General features: G+C 40.9%; 12 protein-coding genes. 10 read left to right on the forward strand and 2 right to left on the reverse strand.

All coding sequences use genetic code 11. The annotated features are described in order from the left end of the window. Positions 1-95: 95 nt before the first annotated feature. Genes ACVX3R_RS03920 through ACVX3R_RS03930 form a run of 3 tightly spaced genes read left to right on the forward strand, consistent with a single transcriptional unit; the run spans position 96 to position 3,641 of the window. Positions 96-1,631 carry an ABC transporter ATP-binding protein gene (locus ACVX3R_RS03920; protein WP_084873262.1) on the forward strand — a complete coding sequence of 512 codons (1,536 nt, stop codon included), beginning with the start codon at positions 96-98 and terminating at the stop codon, positions 1,629-1,631. Then, entirely contained in the window at positions 1,624-2,682 is a 1,059-nt protein-coding gene (locus ACVX3R_RS03925; RefSeq protein WP_000038645.1) for an ABC transporter permease, read from the forward strand. Before ACVX3R_RS03920 ends, ACVX3R_RS03925 begins: the two co-directional genes overlap by 8 nt. 2 nt (positions 2,683-2,684) lie before the next feature. After that, positions 2,685-3,641 carry an ABC transporter permease gene (locus ACVX3R_RS03930; RefSeq protein ID WP_000029134.1) on the forward strand — a complete coding sequence of 319 codons (957 nt, stop codon included), beginning with the start codon at positions 2,685-2,687 and terminating at the stop codon, positions 3,639-3,641. Between the two features lie 34 nt (positions 3,642-3,675). On the opposite strand, the gene plsY is transcribed toward ACVX3R_RS03930, so the two are convergent. Beyond that, a complete protein-coding gene (gene plsY / locus ACVX3R_RS03935) occupies positions 3,676-4,317 on the reverse strand; it encodes a glycerol-3-phosphate 1-O-acyltransferase PlsY (protein WP_458795538.1) in 642 nt (213 codons plus the stop codon). A gap of 135 nt (positions 4,318-4,452) precedes the next feature. On the opposite strand from plsY, the gene parE reads away from it, so the two are divergent. The 6 genes from parE (at position 4,453) to ACVX3R_RS03965 (ending at position 13,019) form a co-directional block, all read left to right on the forward strand. After that, the gene (gene parE, locus ACVX3R_RS03940) at positions 4,453-6,396 is read left to right on the forward strand and encodes a DNA topoisomerase IV subunit B (RefSeq protein ID WP_458795539.1); all 1,944 of its coding nucleotides are present in this window, start codon (positions 4,453-4,455) and stop codon (positions 6,394-6,396) included. A gap of 46 nt (positions 6,397-6,442) precedes the next feature. After that, positions 6,443-7,822, forward strand: a complete 1,380-nt coding sequence (locus ACVX3R_RS03945; RefSeq protein ID WP_308688322.1) for a hypothetical protein — start codon at positions 6,443-6,445, stop codon at positions 7,820-7,822. A 48-nt stretch (positions 7,823-7,870) separates the two neighbouring features. Then, positions 7,871-8,320: a GNAT family N-acetyltransferase gene (locus ACVX3R_RS03950; protein WP_311164874.1), complete on the forward strand. Its 450-nt coding sequence runs from the start codon at positions 7,871-7,873 to the stop codon at positions 8,318-8,320. A gap of 16 nt (positions 8,321-8,336) precedes the next feature. After that, positions 8,337-9,155 carry an aminoglycoside 6-adenylyltransferase gene (locus tag ACVX3R_RS03955; protein WP_458795540.1) on the forward strand — a complete coding sequence of 273 codons (819 nt, stop codon included), beginning with the start codon at positions 8,337-8,339 and terminating at the stop codon, positions 9,153-9,155. Between the two features lie 230 nt (positions 9,156-9,385). Next, positions 9,386-11,866: a DNA topoisomerase IV subunit A gene (parC, locus tag ACVX3R_RS03960; protein WP_458795541.1), complete on the forward strand. Its 2,481-nt coding sequence runs from the start codon at positions 9,386-9,388 to the stop codon at positions 11,864-11,866. A 115-nt stretch (positions 11,867-11,981) separates the two neighbouring features. After that, entirely contained in the window at positions 11,982-13,019 is a 1,038-nt protein-coding gene (locus ACVX3R_RS03965; protein WP_458795673.1) for a branched-chain amino acid aminotransferase, read from the forward strand. 393 nt (positions 13,020-13,412) lie between these two features. Here the strand turns inward: ACVX3R_RS03965 and ACVX3R_RS03970 are convergent, their stop codons facing one another. Further along, positions 13,413-13,940 carry a TetR/AcrR family transcriptional regulator gene (locus tag ACVX3R_RS03970; RefSeq protein WP_458795542.1) on the reverse strand — a complete coding sequence of 176 codons (528 nt, stop codon included), beginning with the start codon at positions 13,938-13,940 and terminating at the stop codon, positions 13,413-13,415. Positions 13,941-14,128: 188 nt separating this feature from the next. Here ACVX3R_RS03970 and ACVX3R_RS03975 point away from each other — a divergent pair, with 188 nt between their 5' ends. Further along, positions 14,129-19,207: a Rib/alpha-like domain-containing protein gene (locus ACVX3R_RS03975; protein WP_458795543.1), complete on the forward strand. Its 5,079-nt coding sequence runs from the start codon at positions 14,129-14,131 to the stop codon at positions 19,205-19,207. The last annotated feature ends 81 nt before the right edge of the window (positions 19,208-19,288 follow it).

Consider the following 19,288-nt stretch of genomic DNA (forward strand, 5'->3'; position numbering starts at 1 on the left):
TTTAAGAATTGAGGCAATTTTTTGTCTCAATAGAACTTGTTAACACGATTAGCAGGTTTTATTGAAACAAAATAAACCTCGGAAAGGAAAAGCATATGGCACACGAAAATGTCATTGAGATGCGGGATATTACCAAGGTGTTTGGTGAATTTGTAGCGAACGACAAGATCAACTTGCAACTGCGAAAAGGTGAAATCCATGCACTTTTAGGAGAAAATGGAGCGGGTAAATCCACTCTGATGAATATGCTGGCAGGACTTCTCGAGCCAACTAGTGGTGAAATTGCGGTGAATGGTCAAGTTGTCAAACTAGATTCACCTTCTAAAGCCGCTAGTCTAGGAATTGGGATGGTTCACCAACATTTTATGTTGGTTGAGGCTTTTACAGTAGCTGAAAATATCATTTTGGGGAGTGAAATCACTAAAAATGGTGTGCTAGATATAGCTGAAGCTACTAAAGAAATCAAGGCTCTTTCTGAACGTTATGGTTTGGCAGTGGATCCTGCTGCCAAGGTGGCAGATATTTCCGTTGGTGCTCAACAACGTGTAGAAATCTTGAAGACACTTTACCGTGGTGCTGATATCCTCATCTTTGACGAACCTACGGCAGTATTGACTCCTTCAGAGATTGATGAGTTGATGGCTATCATGAAAAACCTTGTTAAAGAAGGAAAATCCATTATTTTGATTACCCATAAACTGGATGAGATTCGTGCGGTATCCAATCGAGTGACGGTTATTCGTCGTGGGAAATCAATCCAGACGGTTGAGATTGCAGGAGCAACCAATGCAGACTTGGCAGAGATGATGGTAGGACGTTCTGTCTCCTTCAAAACGGAGAAACAGGCACCACAACCAAAAGAAGTAGTCTTGTCTATCAAAGACTTGGTTGTTAATGAAAACCGAGGTGTACCAGCTGTGAAGAACCTTTCTTTGGATGTTCGTGCTGGTGAAATTGTCGGTATTGCAGGTATTGATGGCAATGGCCAATCTGAACTCATTCAAGCCATCACGGGTCTTCGTAAGGTTGAGTCAGGTAGCGTTGAATTAAAAGGCAAATCAATCGTAGGGATGCACCCTCGACAAATTACGGAACTTAGTGTAGGTCATGTTCCTGAAGACCGCCACCGTGATGGTTTGATTTTGGAGATGATGATTTCAGAAAATATCGCTCTTCAAACCTACTACAAAGAACCACTCAGCAAGAATGGTATCTTAAACTATGCGAATATCACTTCACATGCTAAGAAATTGATGGAAGAATTTGACGTCCGTGCGGCGAGCGAATTTGTCCCAGCAGCAGCTCTTTCAGGAGGAAATCAACAAAAAGCGATTATTGCTCGCGAGATTGATCGTGATCCTGATCTCCTTATCGTCAGCCAACCAACTCGTGGTTTGGATGTCGGTGCCATTGAATATATCCACAAACGCTTGATTGAAGAACGTGATAACGGGAAAGCTGTGCTTGTTGTCAGCTTTGAATTGGATGAGATTTTAAATGTTTCAGACCGAATTGCTGTTATTCATGATGGGAAGATTCAAGGTATTGTGTCGCCAGAAACGACTAACAAACAAGAACTTGGTATCTTGATGGCAGGTGGAAACTTGGGAAAGGAGAAGGATGATGTCTAAAAAGTTACAACAAATTTCGGTTCCCTTGATTTCCGTATTCTTAGGAATCTTGCTCGGAGCTATTGTCATGTGGATTTTCGGCTACGATGCTATCTGGGGTTATGAGGAGTTGTTCTATACAGCTTTTGGTAGTCTCCGTGGGATTGGTGAGATTTTCCGTGCCATGGGTCCTCTTATCTTGATTGGTCTGGGGTTTGCAGTTGCTAGTCGTGCAGGTTTCTTTAACGTTGGGCTTCCTGGTCAGGCACTAGCAGGTTGGATTCTTAGTGGTTGGTTTGCTTTGTCGCATCCGGACATGCCACGCCCAATGTTGATTTTAGCGACCGTAGTAATTGCTTTGATTGCAGGTGGGATTGTAGGTGCTATTCCAGGTATTCTCAGAGCCTATTTAGGTACATCAGAGGTTATCGTAACCATTATGATGAACTATATTGTTTTGTACGTAGGGAATGCCTTTATTCATTCTTTCCCGAAAGACTTTATGCAAAGTACAGACTCAACGATTCGTGTGAGTGCCAATGCCACTTATCAAACACCATGGTTATCTGAGTTGACTGGTAATTCTCGTATGAATATCGGGATCTTCTTCGCCATCATTGCTGTTGGTGTGATTTGGTTCTTGCTCAAGAAAACGACTCTCGGTTTTGAAATCCGTGCAGTTGGACTCAATCCCCATGCCTCAGAGTACGCTGGTATTTCAGCAAAACGTACAATCATTCTATCGATGATCATCTCTGGTGCCTTAGCTGGTCTTGGTGGAGCGGTCGAAGGTCTTGGAACCTTCCAAAACGTTTACGTTCAGGGATCATCATTAGCTATCGGATTTAACGGGATGGCAGTTAGTTTGCTTGCTGGAAATTCACCAATTGGAATTCTCTTTGCAGCCTTCTTATTTGGAGTTTTGCAAGTTGGTGCGCCGGGTATGAACGCTGCGCAAGTTCCGTCTGAGCTTGTCAGCATTGTAACAGCGTCCATTATCTTCTTTGTCAGTGTTCACTATATTATCGAACATTTTGTCAAACCCAAAAAACAAGTTAAAGGAGGTAAGTAAGGATGTCTATTACAACATTACTCACCCTCTTGGTCTCTTCTATGCTGATTTACTCAGCACCACTTATTTTTACGAGTATCGGAGGAGTTTTCTCTGAACGTGGTGGTGTCGTTAACGTCGGTCTTGAAGGAATTATGGTTATGGGAGCCTTTTCTGGGGTTGTCTTTAACCTTGAGTTTGCAGAACAACTTGGAGCAGCGACTCCTTGGATTTCCTTGTTAGTTGCTGGTATCGTGGGAGCTATTTTCTCTCTCATCCATGCCGTCGCAACGGTTCATTTCCGTGCGGACCATGTTGTCAGTGGTACAGTATTGAACTTGATGGCTCCTGCCCTAGCAGTTTTCTTGGTTAAAGTTCTTTATAATAAAGGACAAACGGATAACTTAAGCCAGACTTTTGGACGTTTTGATTTCCCAGTTTTGGCTAATATCCCAGTGATTGGAGATATCTTCTTCAAGTCTACCAGTTTACTAGGTTATATCGCAATTGCCTTCTCATTCTTTGCTTGGTTTATCCTCTTTAAGACACGCTTTGGTCTTCGTCTCCGCTCTGTCGGGGAACACCCTCAAGCAGCGGATACCTTGGGGATCAATGTCTACAAGATGAGATATCTTGGGGTTATTATTTCAGGTTTCCTAGGGGGAATTGGGGGAGCGATTTATGCTCAATCAATTTCTGTCAACTTCTCAGTAACGACTATTGTCGGTCCTGGATTTATCGCTCTTGCTGCGATGATCTTTGGTAAATGGAACCCAATCGGTGCTATGCTTTCTAGTCTTTTCTTTGGACTTTCACAAAGTTTGGCAGTTATCGGTTCTCAATTACCTTTCCTACAAGGAGTGCCAGCGGTTTACCTTCAAATCGCCCCTTATGTCTTGACCATCCTTGTCTTGGCAGCCTTCTTTGGAAAAGCAGTCGCACCAAAGGCAGACGGTATCAACTACATCAAGTCAAAATAAGCATACAAAAAAACGTCAGTTTCAAACTGGCGTTTTATTTGTTAGGATTTTGATGGGTTAAGTTCAATCCCCAAGGGACAAGATTTTCAGTTTTATTTTTGATACGTGTGATATTATCCTTGTGACGAATGATAATCAAGCTAGCAAGTGCTAGGATAATCAAAATGAAGAGAGGGTCATAGCTGTTTAGGACAAATCCAAATAGTGGAAATAGGAGAACTCCGATAACGGCTGCGATAGAAGCAGTAACGCTAGACAAGGAAATCATACTACCGAGATAGAGGGTTCCAAAGAATACGACTGCTAGGTAGAGACAGAAGATAGGCGCAAATCCGAAAACAACCCCAGCACTGGTTGCAACAGCCTTACCACCTTTAAAGCCTGCAAAGATAGGGAAGGTATGCCCAACGACAGCCAAAAGTCCAAAGACAAGAGGTGATACACCTTGTAGGTGGAAAAAAATTGGAAGCAGAGTGGCCAAGGTTCCTTTAAAGAAGTCAATTACAAAGGTTGCCATACCTGCTTTCTTACCCAAAATACGGAAAGTATTGGTTGTTCCGGTGTTTCCAGAACCGTGTTCACGCAGATTTGTTTGAAAGAAAATTTGTCCGATCCAAAGACCAGAAGGGATTGAGCCTAGTAGATAAGCTGAAATTAATAATACAAATGTCATCATAGACCTATTATACCATGAAATAGTGTAGAAATGATGAGAATATCCTTTAAAATTGTGACAGCTGAACGGGAAAAACTTTGCAAAATCCCTAGAAAACCTGTAAAATAGAAAAGATGAACAAATAGGAGGTTCCTTGTGTCAAAAAAGGAAATCAATATTAATAACTATAATGATGACGCCATTCAGGTGCTAGAAGGGTTGGATGCGGTTCGTAAACGTCCGGGGATGTATATCGGATCGACCGACGGTGCTGGTCTCCACCATCTAGTTTGGGAAATAGTGGACAATGCAGTCGATGAGGCCTTGTCTGGCTTTGGTGACCGCATTGATGTGACTATCAATAAAGACGGAAGTCTAACAGTAGAGGACCATGGTCGTGGGATGCCGACTGGTATGCATGCCATGGGAATTCCAACTGTCGAGGTTATCTTTACCATTCTTCACGCCGGAGGGAAATTCGGTCAAGGAGGTTATAAGACATCTGGAGGTCTCCACGGGGTGGGGTCTTCTGTTGTTAATGCCCTATCAAGTTGGCTAGAAGTTGAAATCACCCGTGATGGCACAGTCTACAAGCAATGTTTTGAAAATGGCGGAAAACCCGTCACAACCTTGAAGAAAATTGGTACAGCACCCAAATCTAAGACAGGTACCAAGGTTACCTTCATGCCTGACGCGACGATTTTTTCTACGACTGACTTTAAGTACAATACTATTTCAGAACGACTCAATGAGTCAGCCTTTCTCTTAAAAAATGTGACCTTGTCTCTGACAGACAAACGAACAGATGAAGCGATTGAATACCATTATGAAAATGGAGTTCAGGACTTTGTTTCCTATTTGAACGAAGACAAGGAAACCCTGACGCCGGTTCTGTACTTTGAAGGGGAAGATAATGGTTTCCAAGTGGAAGTTGCCCTCCAGTACAATGATGGATTTTCAGATAACATTCTATCCTTTGTCAATAACGTTCGTACTAAAGATGGTGGGACGCATGAGACGGGACTCAAGTCTGCCATTACAAAGGTCATGAACGACTATGCGCGTAAGACGGGACTTCTCAAGGAAAAAGATAAAAACCTAGAAGGTTCAGATTATCGTGAGGGACTAGCAGCTGTCCTCTCTATCCTAGTTCCGGAAGAACACCTCCAATTCGAGGGACAGACCAAGGACAAACTTGGAAGTCCTCTGGCTCGTCCTGTTGTGGATGGCATAGTATCTGATAAGTTGACCTTCTTTCTAATGGAGAATGGAGAACTAGCTTCAAATCTCATCAGAAAGGCTATCAAGGCTCGTGATGCTCGTGAAGCGGCCCGCAAAGCGCGTGATGAGAGCAGAAATGGTAAGAAAAACAAGCAAGACAAGGGCTTGTTGTCTGGAAAATTGACTCCAGCCCAGTCTAAAAACCCTGCCAAGAATGAACTCTACCTGGTCGAGGGTGATTCTGCAGGCGGTTCTGCTAAACAAGGTCGTGACCGTAAGTTTCAGGCTATCTTACCTCTTCGAGGTAAGGTTATCAATACAGCCAAGGCTAAGATGGCGGATATTCTTAAAAATGAAGAAATCAATACCATGATTTATACCATCGGTGCGGGTGTGGGAGCAGACTTCTCCATTGAAGATGCCAACTATGACAAGATCATTATCATGACCGATGCGGATACCGATGGTGCCCACATTCAAACTCTTCTTTTAACCTTTTTCTACCGCTACATGCGTCCACTAGTCGAGGCAGGACATGTCTATATCGCCCTTCCGCCTCTTTACAAGATGTCCAAAGGGAAAGGCAAGAAAGAAGAAGTGGCCTATGCTTGGACAGACGGAGAGTTAGAAGAACTTCGTAAGCAGTTCGGTAAAGGCGCTACCCTTCAACGCTACAAAGGTCTTGGTGAGATGAATGCGGACCAACTCTGGGAAACAACTATGAATCCAGAAACCCGTACCCTCATCCGTGTCACGATCGAAGACCTAGCACGCGCTGAACGCCGCGTAAACGTCCTCATGGGTGATAAGGTCGAACCACGCCGTAAATGGATTGAGGATAATGTCAAGTTTACGCTGGAGGAAGCGACAGTGTTTTAATGATTTAGTAAGATTAAGAGTGATAGCCGTAAATGAGGAGAAATTTATGATTAAATTTTTGAGGAATATTGACTATAGCACAAAAGGTGATGTGTTATCGGGATTTACTGATGAGGTAGTAAAAAATATTCTTATTGATTACTATCAAAACAATTTAAAACTTAACGAAATTATTAAAAAATATTCTATTCATACTATAGCATCTAATTTAAGAAAAGAATTTCCAAAAGTTTCTACTTCGTTTATTTGTGAGATATGTGGTGAAGAAAAATACATCCAACTACCGACAAAAAAGGATTATGACAAGCTAGTTAATAATGACCAGTTAGATAACTATTTCGTTCAAGACAATAGATGCTTCAGTTGTGGGCATAAAAATAATGATGATGACTGCTCTTGTGATTATTGTTCAAAAGAAAAGCGTCGAAAAATACAGGACACTTATTTTCTTGAAGAAATTCGATATATATCCGGGTTTGGGCTACGAGAGCAGCTATATTTATCAACTATTTTACAGGGATTTAATATTAGTGAAGATGAATTTGATATTCCTTCTTTCTCGGAAATCAAAAATCAAAAATTACCACAAATGTTTTTTGATGGTAATTATCCCATTGATGAAATATACTTTCTGAAAGAAAAGAATATTTTAGAAATATCCCCAAGAAGCTCTACAACTGCATTTTGTAGTAATAAAGAAATTAAACAAGACCCCAAATTTGCAAATGAAAAATTTCCAAATGTGTTTTATAAGACAAGAGTACGTTTCTCTTTTCAAAATTTAAAAAATGTTTATTCAGAGAAAGATGAACACTGGTTTTCAAATTTTAAGTTTTTAACAAATCTTAAATTTACTGAGACTGAAATAAATCAACTGTGGTTAGAGTTGGCTGAAAAAGAATTGTTTAAACTATTTGACTATCAATTTAGGGAGGAATTTCATTTTGAATATTCTTCAGGGTATAGCGAGAAAGATGAAAATAAGGCTAAGCAACTTATAAAAACAGAAATTAAAAATCTTTTATTTGAATATTCGCCGTCAAAAGTCTACTGTATATTATATCAGGGAGTAAAAAAAGCTGTAACACATAAACAGAAGTATGGTATGACACATTACAGAGACAACCAAGTTCAATTTGTTATTTCTTATGGGATTAAATCATGGCTAAAATATAATGAGGAGCGTATTAGTGATTATGATTATCCTTGGACTTCGGAGATGTCGTTAGTTTCTACTCTATTTTTTAAAAATATTTTACAGAATGATGAGTGGTTTTATAACTTAATCCCTATTGATAAAGTTGAAATTATTGAGCAAGATTTCATGGAATATTTCTGTGGTCTATCACGAGAAAAACAACTTTTATTATTAGAAAAACTATCACTAATTAGCGAGTATTCTTTACTTTGGGAAGAAACTGACTAACAAATACCCTTGCGTACCTCACTTCCCCCAAAATATCTTCCTAAAAAAGTGACTGACAGAAAAAAAGTCAGTTTGTCTGTCTCATGGGAGAGACTGGCACAAAAATATTCAAAAAGAAAAATGAAAAAAGTATATGAAGTAAAAAGTTTGTCCCTGAGTGACTTAGACAATCAGGAGTTTATCGGCTTGGTAGGTCTGCACCATTCGGATTTACGGATTTTTGCTGGAAAAGAAGCTGTAGAAATCGGCTGGCGTTTGCGAAAAGAGTTTTGGAATCGTGGTTATGAGACGGAGGCTGCCCAAGCCTGTCTAGACTTCGCTTTCCAGCAAGCTGGCTTGTCAGAAGTTTACTCTTTTACATCCTTGCACAATCTCCCTTCGCAAAAAGTCATGCAAAAGCTAGGCATGGAATTTGTCAAAGAATTTGATAATGAAAAAGTTCCAGCAGTCAGTCCTCTTTATAGACATATCCTTTACAGAATCAAGAGTTTTCACTAAAAAGGCAGGTATTCCCATGAGAACTGAAACAGAAATGATGAATCTGATTTTACAAATAGCTGAAAGTTTAAAAGTCGATGCTGTTGCTTTATCGGGTTCTAGAACAAATGATCATGCTCCGAAAGATGAATTTCAAGACTATGATGTTGTTTATCTTGTTGATAATCTTGAAAACCTAATTTCAGACTTGTCTTGGCTGGATCAGTTTGGCAATCGTCTGATTGAGCAGCATAATATCTTAGGAAACCGTCGACTTTATCTCATGCTTTTTGAAGATGACAATCGCATTGATTTGACTTTATGTCCTAAAGAGTATATCAAGGAGTGGGTAGAAAGCGAAGCGGATTTCACGGTGCTAGAGGACCCTAAGGGCTTATTTGCGCCTTATTCTCCAAATCCTCAGCGTTACTGGACAAGTCCAGCTAGTCAGATAGATTTCGAAAAAGCCTGCAATGAATTTTGGTGGGTTTCCGCCTATGTGGTTAAGGGTATTCGTCGCTGTCATCTCATCTATGCAACAGACCATCTTTACGGTATTTGCCAACAAGAACTCTTGAAGGTCTTGGATTGGCAGGTCGCAAGTGATGGGGGAAAGGTCGATATCGGCAAGAACTACAAGTATCTTTTCCAGTATTTACCTACAGAGAAAGAGAAACAATTCTCAGCTCTGCTTGATTTTTCAAGTGTAGAGAAACTTACTCAGTCATTGTTTGCTACGATGCAACTTTTCCACAGAGAAGCTCAAATCCTTGCTCAAAAGATGGGCTTTGCCTACGATAAGGAAGTGGCTGAGAAGATGATGAGATATGCTGAGGAGAAACTTCCTAATCGCTAAATAATTAAGCAACGTATTTTAAACTACAGAAAGGGTCGTTTGGTTACTTATCGTAACTGAACACGGGACTAATCCTTTCTACATCCTTTTATCATTACACATACTCTACATTCTTTGAAAGGAGTTGAACACGCCCTAAATACTGTGAAAAAAAGATAAATTCTCTTGCGAGCATCGCTCATTTTAAGAATTTCCTATTTTCACTTTGCATTTTACGGGCTTAGTATCCTATGTCTAATATTCAAAATATGTCCCTGGAGGACATCATGGGAGAGCGCTTTGGTCGCTACTCCAAATACATCATTCAAGACCGGGCTTTGCCAGATATTCGTGATGGATTGAAGCCGGTTCAGCGTCGTATTCTTTATTCTATGAATAAGGATGGCAATACCTTTGATAAGAGCTACCGTAAGTCTGCTAAGTCTGTCGGGAACATCATGGGGAATTTTCACCCACACGGGGATTCTTCTATCTATGATGCTATGGTTCGTATGTCTCAGGACTGGAAAAACCGTGAGATTCTAGTTGAAATGCACGGTAATAACGGTTCTATGGACGGAGATCCGCCTGCGGCTATGCGTTATACCGAGGCTCGTTTGTCTGAGATTGCTGGTTATCTTCTTCAAGATATCGAGAAAAAGACAGTTCCCTTTGCTTGGAACTTTGACGATACTGAGAAAGAGCCAACAGTTTTGCCAGCAGCCTTTCCAAACCTCTTGATCAATGGTTCGACTGGGATTTCGGCTGGATATGCCACAGATATTCCTCCGCATAATTTGGCTGAAGTTATTGATGCGACAGTTTACATGATTGACCACCCAACAGCCAAGGTTGATAAGCTGATGGAATTCTTACCTGGACCAGACTTTCCTACAGGAGCTATCATCCAAGGCCGTGATGAAATCAAGAAAGCCTATGAAACTGGAAAAGGGCGCGTGGTTGTTCGATCTAAGACGGAGATTGAAAAGCTAAAAGGTGGTAAGGAACAAATCGTTATCACCGAGATTCCTTATGAGATCAATAAAGCCAATCTGGTTAAGAAAATCGATGATGTTCGTGTTAATAACAAGGTGGCAGGTATTGCTGAGATTCGTGATGAGTCTGACCGTGACGGTCTTCGTATCGCTATTGAACTTAAGAAAGACGCGAATACCGAGCTCGTACTCAACTATCTCTTCAAATACACCGACTTGCAAATCAATTACAACTTTAACATGGTGGCGATTGACAATTTCACGCCTCGTCAGGTTGGAATTGTCCCAATTTTGTCTAGCTACATCGCCCACCGTCGTGAAGTGATTTTGGCACGTTCCCGTTTTGATAAGGAAAAGGCTGAGAAACGTCTCCATATCGTTGAAGGTTTGATTCGCGTTATCTCGATTTTGGATGAAGTTATTGCCCTTATCCGTGCTTCTGAGAATAAGGCTGATGCGAAGGAAAACCTCAAGGTCAGCTATGATTTTACAGAAGAGCAGGCTGAGGCCATCGTTACTTTACAACTTTATCGATTGACCAATACAGACGTGGTTGTCTTGCAGGAAGAAGAAGCAGAACTTCGTGAGAAAATTGCTATGCTTGCGGCGATCATCGGTGATGAACGAACTATGTACAATCTCATGAAGAAAGAGCTTCGTGAGGTCAAGAAGAAATTTGCGACACCACGTTTGAGTACTTTGGAAGATACAGCAAAAGTGATTGAGATTGATACAGCTAGTCTTATTGTTGAAGAAGATACTTACGTCAGCGTGACCAAGGCAGGTTATATCAAACGCACTAGCCCACGTTCCTTTGCAGCATCCAGTCTGGAAGAAATTGGCAAACGTGATGATGACCGTTTAATCTTTGTTCAATCTGCCAAGACAACCCAACACCTCTTGATGTTTACAACTCTTGGAAATGTCATTTATCGACCAATCCATGAGTTAGCAGATATTCGCTGGAAGGACATCGGAGAGCACTTGAGCCAAACGATTACAAACTTTGAAACCAATGAAGAAGTTCTCTATGTCGAAGTCGTGGATCAGTTTGAAGATGCGACAACCTACTTTGCTGCGACTCGCCTTGGTCAAATCAAGCGTGTAGAACGGAAAGAATTCTCTCCATGGCGGACCTACAAGTCGAAGTCTGTTAAGTATGCTAAGTTAAAAGATGAGACAGACCAAATTGTAGCAGTGGCTCCGATTAGACTTGATGATGTACTCTTGATTAGCCAAAACGGTTACGCCCTTCGTTTCAATATCGAAGAGGTTCCGGTTGTTGGTGCCAAGGCTGCAGGGGTCAAGGCTATGAATCTGAAAGCAGATGATGCGCTTCAGGCAGCCTTCATCTGTAACACCTCATCCTTCTACCTCTTGACCCAACGTGGAAGCTTGAAACGCGTTTCCATTGAGGAAATTCCAGCGACCAGCCGTGCTAAACGAGGCCTTCAAGTCTTGCGTGAGTTGAAAAACAAACCGCACCGTGTCTTTTTAGCAGGAGCAGTTGCAGAGCAAGGACTTGTAGGTGATCTCTTTAGTACAGAAATGGAAGAAAACGACCAAACGTTACTTGTCCAATCAAACAAAGGAACAATCCATGAAAGTCGATTGCAAGACCTCAACTTGTCAGAACGTACTAGCAATGGAAGCTTTATTTCTGACACCATTTCAGATGAGGAAGTTTTCGATGCTTACCTCAAAGAGGTCTTTAAAGAGGACAAAACAAATTCGTAAAAAGAATCAGTCCAGAGGGCTGATTTCTTTATGTTGAAAAAAATTTCAGAAAATTACAAATAATACTTGAAATTTTACTAGAAAAGTGTAGAATAGAACACATAGTTTGAATAGTATAAAGGAGAAACACATGACAGTTGCAATTGATTGGGAAAACCTTGGATTTGCTTATATGAAATTACCTTACCGTTATATCGCTCACTACAAAAATGGTCAATGGGATCAAGGAGAATTGACAGAGGATGCAACCTTGCATATTTCAGAGTCTTCTCCAAGTCTCCACTATGGACAGCAAGCATTTGAGGGATTGAAAGCCTATCGTACGAAGGATGGTAGTATTCAACTTTTCCGTCCTGATGAAAATGCCAAGCGTCTACAACGTACCTGTGACCGTCTCTTGATGCCCCAAGTTCCAACAGAAATGTTTGTAGAAGCTTGTAAAGCAGTTGCCCGTGCAAATGAAGAATACGTACCACCATATGGAACAGGTGGAACCCTTTATCTTCGTCCTCTCTTGATTGGTGTCGGAGATATCATCGGGGTAAAACCAGCAGAAGAGTACATTTTCACTATCTTTGCTATGCCAGTTGGAAATTACTTTAAAGGTGGTTTGGTTCCAACCAATTTCTTGATTCAGGATGAATACGACCGTGCAGCTCCACATGGTACGGGTGCGGCTAAGGTTGGAGGAAACTATGCTGCGAGTCTTTTGCCAGGGAAGTTGGCCAAATCACGCCATTTCTCAGATGTTATCTACTTAGACCCATCTACACATACAAAGATTGAGGAAGTCGGTTCAGCTAACTTCTTTGGAATCACGGCAGACAATGAATTTGTTACGCCATTGAGTCCATCCATCTTGCCATCTATTACCAAGTACTCTTTGCTTTACTTGGCAGAACACCGCTTGGGCTTAACACCGATTGAAGGTGATGTCCCAATCGATAATTTGGATCGTTTTGTAGAGGCAGGTGCTTGTGGTACAGCAGCGGTCATTTCTCCAATTGGGGGGATCCAACATGGCGATGATTTCCATGTTTTCTATAGTGAAACAGAAGTAGGTCCTGTTACACGTAAACTCTACGATGAATTGACTGGTATCCAATTTGGTGATGTGGAAGCACCAGAGGGATGGATTGTCAAAGTGGACTAAATAAAACAGCATAACTACTATACATTAGAGTAGTTGTGCTGTTTTATTAGGCTCTATAATATTTGTAGTGGGTAAATCCCCTATGGATATTATGGAGCCTATTTTATTGTGTACTTATATTGTATACTCAAGATATTCTAAGGAAATTAACATGGGTTTAATCATTAGTTTAGATTAAAAAAATGAATTGAGTCTGCGTGATAGAGGAGATAGAGTGCGAACCTAATTCTTTGTAGTTCACACAATACTGGATATGGTTTGTAAATTCATCATAAATTTATCTAAGACTTGATTTCGTTATAACATATTTTTGTCAAAAATCCGAGTGTTCGTTTTAATTATCAGGGAATCAAAAAAGCCGTTTTTAGCGGCTTGGCTTGGGGAGGTATGGTTTTAGAGTTTTACGGCTGCTTTGATATATGTAGCGATTTCTTCGGGGCTTTCGTGGAAACCGGTACGAATCCAGACGAAGACAACGCTGATAATACTGATAACATAGACGTTTAGAGCGAAGTTTTCAGGTAGTTGATAAGCTTCTTTTAGTTTTTGTTTGTTTATCTTTTTAGAACAGAGAGCAATATCTGTGACATATTCTTTGATGAGGGGGAGGTTATCTGGATAATGAAGAGCAAGCGCGCGCGTGATATCTTGATTTTTTTGAAGATAAGTCAGGACTTCGACAATGACGGGGGTACTAAAGGAAAGGTCAGTGTAGAGAATCTTGGTGACGTCGTCGAGAAAGATGAAGATAGAATTTTTTAAGAAATCTTCTTTCGAGCTAAAATAGTTATAGAAGGTCCGTCTACTTAGTCCAGTTTCTTTACAAATCTCATTGACACTGATTTGTGTCAACGACTTAGTTGTAAGAAGAGTTGAAAGAGATTTTAACAGTCCAATATTCATGTCTGTGCGATCAATCATGTGAATCTAAACACCTCCTACTGATTTTTTATAATGCTATAATGCTATTATACTAAAAAATTGCAAAAACTACAAAAAAATTTACATATATATCAGAAGTGTGAAATGTTTGGTTTATGTGAATGATAGAATAGAGGTGCCGTCAGTCTATGACGGATTAGATTAATCACTAGAAAGGACGTGTTATTTTGTTTAAAGGTAACCGAAAAAAATATGACATATCGCAGGGGAAGCAACGATTTTCGATTAGGAAATTCAAGTTTGGTGCTGCGAGTATAGCTATTGCATTTATGGTAGGAGGACAAGCGGTGGTTTCTGCTGCTGAGCCTAATACAGTAACATCTGATACAGCTGTAAATGCAAACGTTATTCCGGCGAAAGAGTCGAAAGCAACAAGGCAGGATGTTACTAGTCAGCCGACTGCAACTACTGAAACTCCTAAAACTGAAACTCCTAAAACTGAAACTCCTAAAAAAGAAGAGGTGAAAAAGGAGAAAGAAAAAACTTCAGATACGTCACTAGATAATGAACTTAAGACTCCTAATCTTGATATCAATCAACTAATCCGAGGCGGTGCACGAACAGTCGCAGAAGACGGCGGAGATGTGTGGTCTTCACAAATCGGGAATGTTCAAACTAAGTCGAAAGAGTTTAATGATGGTGCGTTGAAAAATGTCAAAAGCTACATTTCGGAAGATAAATATGGAAGTGCTGGACAGACGGAAATAGCTAACCGTTACCGTACAATCGAGAAGACTGAAATCAAAGCTAGATATGTTGAAGAAAATGGTCAAAAATACATTGATTATGATATCTATTTTCAAAATGATGGAAAAAGTCTAACAGGTAATGCGCAGAATGCTTTTTGGTTCTATGGTCCAAGAGATATTATGGATCTTGGAAGTGGTGGAGTATATAACTCAGATACTCTAACCAATCGTAGCTTTACGCGCTATAAATTGAAACCAGGAATGCAGGGACACCTTTCGCAAAATCCAGAACGTTTCGAGCAAGTTGGTTCAACGTTTAATATTCCAAATGGTGATTACGGCGAGAAAGATGCCCCAAATGATTGGAGGGGGAAGAATTTCTATCAACTTAGTGGCGGCCCAAACAGTGATAATCAGCGCCAACAAATGTTGAAAAATTTAGCTGGAAATGCAGAACTGAACAAAATTATTAGGAGAAGCAATAATCAATATCCGAATTTATCTTATTCACAATTGATGACAGTCGGCAGTAATCAACAATATGCTTATAAATACCATGTTCGTGTTAAGCTAAAGAGTACGGTTACACAAGACGAAGCTGATAAAAGTGGAGTTATAGCTGTAACTGCTAAAGCTGGTCTGGCTTCTGAAGCTAAGCAAGCGTATGTAATGGCTGCTATGGGTTCAAAACTCGGTAAGACACAGAGTGAAGAATATTCGCCTGTAGGGAATCTTTTGACTGTTCAAAAGGGTCATAAGATTACAGCTGAGGATCTTGGCAAGCACATTACACATAGGGAAGGCACTAAGCCGCTTCCAGCGGGTTACACTGTTGAAGCAATTTCTGTTCCTGAAACAAATAGTGTCGGAGATTATACAGCTCAAGCCCTTGTTCGTTACCCAGACGGAAGCCGTGAGTTTGTCAATGTCCCAGTTAAAGTAGTTGATAAGGATACACAAGCTCCGACTTTGAAAGTGGAAGCAGAAAAATCAACCGCTATAGTTGGTGAAGATTACACATTCACAGTGACAGCTGAAGACGACCATAAGGTCAATTTAGATATTACGGATTTCACTAAGAAGTTCACTACTGATATCATCATGACACGTATTAAAGTTGATTATTTAACTAAAACAGATACAAAAGTGGTTATGAAAGTTACTATTAGCAAAGTAACGCTGAAAGATAAGAAATCAGTAACGTTCAGGGCGACAGATGATGCTGGCAACAAAGCTCCTGATCAAATCCTTGACATCAACGTCATCGAACCAGACAAAGACAAGTACCAACCAGAGTATCCGTCTGCAACAGGTAAGCCAGGCGATAGTGTCACACTTGAACCCAAAGATAAGACTGGCAAACAAATCCCAGATGGTACTAAATACAAGGTTAAAGACGGTTCGGATATCACCGTAGACGAAAATACAGGTAAAGCTACTGTCAAGATTCCAGCGGATAAGAAACCAGGTGATGTTATCGAAGGTAAAGTAACAGTTACTTACCCAGATGGAACGACAGATGAGGTTCCGGTGAAAGTGACCGTGTCTAAGACACCAGACAATATTACCTACTCACCAGAAGCGAAAGACCAAACTGTAGAACAAGGTACAAAACCAAAAGCTGAGGACAGCATCGGAAACAAGGATGATCTACCAAAAGATTCAACTTACACTTGGAAGAAAGAGCCAGATACAGCTACACCAGGTGAAAAAGAAGGTGTTGTAGAAGTCACTTATCCAGACGGATCTAAGGATGAGGTTCCAGTGAAGGTGACAGTTACACCGAAGAAGACACCAGATAACGAGAACTACCAACCAGAGTATCCGTCTGCAACAGGTAAGCCAGGCGATAGTGTCACACTTGAACCCAAAGATAAGACTGGCAAACAAATCCCAGATGGTACTAAATACAAGGTTAAAGACGGTTCGGATATCACCGTAGACGAAAATACAGGTAAAGCTACTGTCAAGATTCCAGCGGATAAGAAACCAGGTGATGTTATCGAAGGTAAAGTAACAGTTACTTACCCAGATGGAACGACAGATGAGGTTCCGGTGAAAGTGACCGTGTCTAAGACACCAGACAATATTACCTACTCACCAGAAGCGAAAGACCAAACTGTAGAACAAGGTACAAAACCAAAAGCTGAGGACAGCATCGGAAACAAGGATGATCTACCAAAAGATTCAACTTACACTTGGAAGAAAGAGCCAGATACAGCTACACCAGGTGAAAAAGAAGGTGTTGTAGAAGTCACTTATCCAGACGGATCTAAGGATGAGGTTCCAGTGAAGGTGACAGTTACACCGAAGAAGACACCAGATAACGAGAACTACCAACCAGAGTATCCGTCTGCAACAGGTAAGCCAGGCGATAGTGTCACACTTGAACCCAAAGATAAGACTGGCAAACAAATCCCAGATGGTACTAAATACAAGGTTAAAGACGGTTCGGATATCACCGTAGACGAAAATACAGGTAAAGCTACTGTCAAGATTCCAGCGGATAAGAAACCAGGTGATGTTATCGAAGGTAAAGTAACAGTTACTTACCCAGATGGAACGACAGATGAGGTTCCGGTGAAAGTGACCGTGTCTAAGACACCAGACAATATTACCTACTCACCAGAAGCGAAAGACCAAACTGTAGAACAAGGTACAAAACCAAAAGCTGAGGACAGCATCGGAAACAAGGATGATCTACCAAAAGATTCAACTTACACTTGGAAGAAAGAGCCAGATACAGCTACACCAGGTGAAAAAGAAGGTGTTGTAGAAGTCACTTATCCAGACGGATCTAAGGATGAGGTTCCAGTGAAGGTGACAGTTACACCGAAGAAGACACCAGATAACGAGAACTACCAACCAGAGTATCCGTCTGCAACAGGTAAGCCAGGCGATAGTGTCACACTTGAACCCAAAGATAAGACTGGCAAACAAATCCCAGATGGTACTAAATACAAGGTTAAAGACGGTTCGGATATCACCGTAGACGAAAATACAGGTAAAGCTACTGTCAAGATTCCAGCGGATAAGAAACCAGGTGATGTTATCGAAGGTAAAGTAACAGTTACTTACCCAGATGGAACGACAGATGAGGTTCCGGTGAAAGTGACCGTGTCTAAGACACCAGACAATATTACCTACTCACCAGAAGCGAAAGACCAAACTGTAGAACAAGGTACAAAACCAAAAGCTGAGGACAGCATCGGAAACAAGGATGATCTACCAAAAGATTCAACTTACACTTGGAAGAAAGAGCCAGATACAGCTACACCAGGTGAAAAAGAAGGTGTTGTAGAAGTCACTTATCCAGACGGATCTAAGGATGAGGTTCCAGTGAAGGTGACAGTTACACCGAAGAAGACACCAGATAACGAGAACTACCAACCAGAGTATCCATCTGCAGCAGGTAAGCCAGGTGACACTGTGGAAGTTCCGGTGAAAGAAAAAGAAGGTAAGACGATTCCAACAGGTACGACATTCACTACTCCATCAGGAACAGGAATTACAGTTGATAAAGAGACAGGTAAAGTTACTGTCAAGATTCCAGCGGATAAGAAACCAGGTGATGTTATCGAAGGTAAAGTAACAGTTACTTACCCGGATGGAACGACAGATGAGGTTCCGGTGAAAGTGACCGTAAAAGAGAAGCCGACGGACGCAGACACTCATGAACCAAAAGGTAAAGATCAAACAGTCAAAACGGGTGAAACACCAAAAGCTGAAGATTCAATTGCAAATATTCCAGACCTACCAAAAGGAACGAAATTTGAATTTGAAAGTCCAGTAGATACTACAACACCAGGCGATAAGACAGCGAAGGTGAAGGTAACCTACCCAGATGGATCTAAAGATGAAGTAACTGTAACAATTCACGTAGAGAAAAAAGCTACGGACGCAGACACTCATGAACCAAAAGGTAAAGATCAAACAGTCAAAACGGGTGAAACACCAAAAGCTGAAGATTCAATTGCAAATATTCCAGACCTACCAAAAGGAACGAAATTTGAATTTGAAAGTCCAGTAGATACTACAACACCAGGCGATAAGACAGCGAAGGTGAAGGTAACCTACCCAGATGGATCTAAAGATGAAGTAACTGTAACAATTCACGTAGAGAAAAAAGCTACGGACGCAGACACTCATGAACCAAAAGGTAAAGATCAAACAGTCAAAACGGGTGAAACACCAAAAGCTGAAGATTCAATTGCAAATATTCCAGACCTACCAAAAGGAACGAAATTTGAATTTGAAAGTCCAGTAGATACTACAACACCAGGCGATAAGACAGCGAAGGTGAAGGTAACCTACCCAGATGGATCTAAAGATGAAGTAACTGTAACAATTCACGTAGAGAAAAAAGCTACGGACGGCAATCATTCTAATGGTGACGATGTTACAGGAAATCAAATAAATTCAGCTACGAAAACATTACCTAATACAGGTTCGACTGTTAATCCATTCTTTACAGCTGCGGCTATGGCTGCAATTGTAGGCGCGGGGACATTGTATGGAGTAGCACGTAAGAAGCATGAAGATGATGCGAATGACTAAGTTTGATAGCGAATACTTAAGGAAAGTAGATTGCTAAAGGAATAAGCTAAAAAGGGCCAGCATTGTAGCTGGCTCTTTGTT

Source organism: Streptococcus sp. 517s (assembly GCF_054445985.1).

Excerpts from the sequence above, each read along its gene's own strand:
- ACVX3R_RS03920 (WP_084873262.1), top strand. The coding sequence starts at position 96 with ATGGCACACGAAAATGTCATTGAGATGCGGGATATTACCAAGGTGTTT.
- ACVX3R_RS03925 (WP_000038645.1), top strand. The coding sequence starts at position 1,624 with ATGTCTAAAAAGTTACAACAAATTTCGGTTCCCTTGATTTCCGTATTC.
- ACVX3R_RS03930 (WP_000029134.1), top strand. The coding sequence starts at position 2,685 with ATGTCTATTACAACATTACTCACCCTCTTGGTCTCTTCTATGCTGATT.
- plsY (WP_458795538.1), bottom strand. The coding sequence starts at position 4,317 with ATGATGACATTTGTATTATTAATTTCAGCTTATCTACTAGGCTCAATC.
- ACVX3R_RS03945 (WP_308688322.1), top strand. The coding sequence starts at position 6,443 with ATGATTAAATTTTTGAGGAATATTGACTATAGCACAAAAGGTGATGTG.
- ACVX3R_RS03955 (WP_458795540.1), top strand. The coding sequence starts at position 8,337 with ATGAGAACTGAAACAGAAATGATGAATCTGATTTTACAAATAGCTGAA.
- parC (WP_458795541.1), top strand. The coding sequence starts at position 9,386 with ATGTCTAATATTCAAAATATGTCCCTGGAGGACATCATGGGAGAGCGC.
- ACVX3R_RS03970 (WP_458795542.1), bottom strand. The coding sequence starts at position 13,940 with ATGATTGATCGCACAGACATGAATATTGGACTGTTAAAATCTCTTTCA.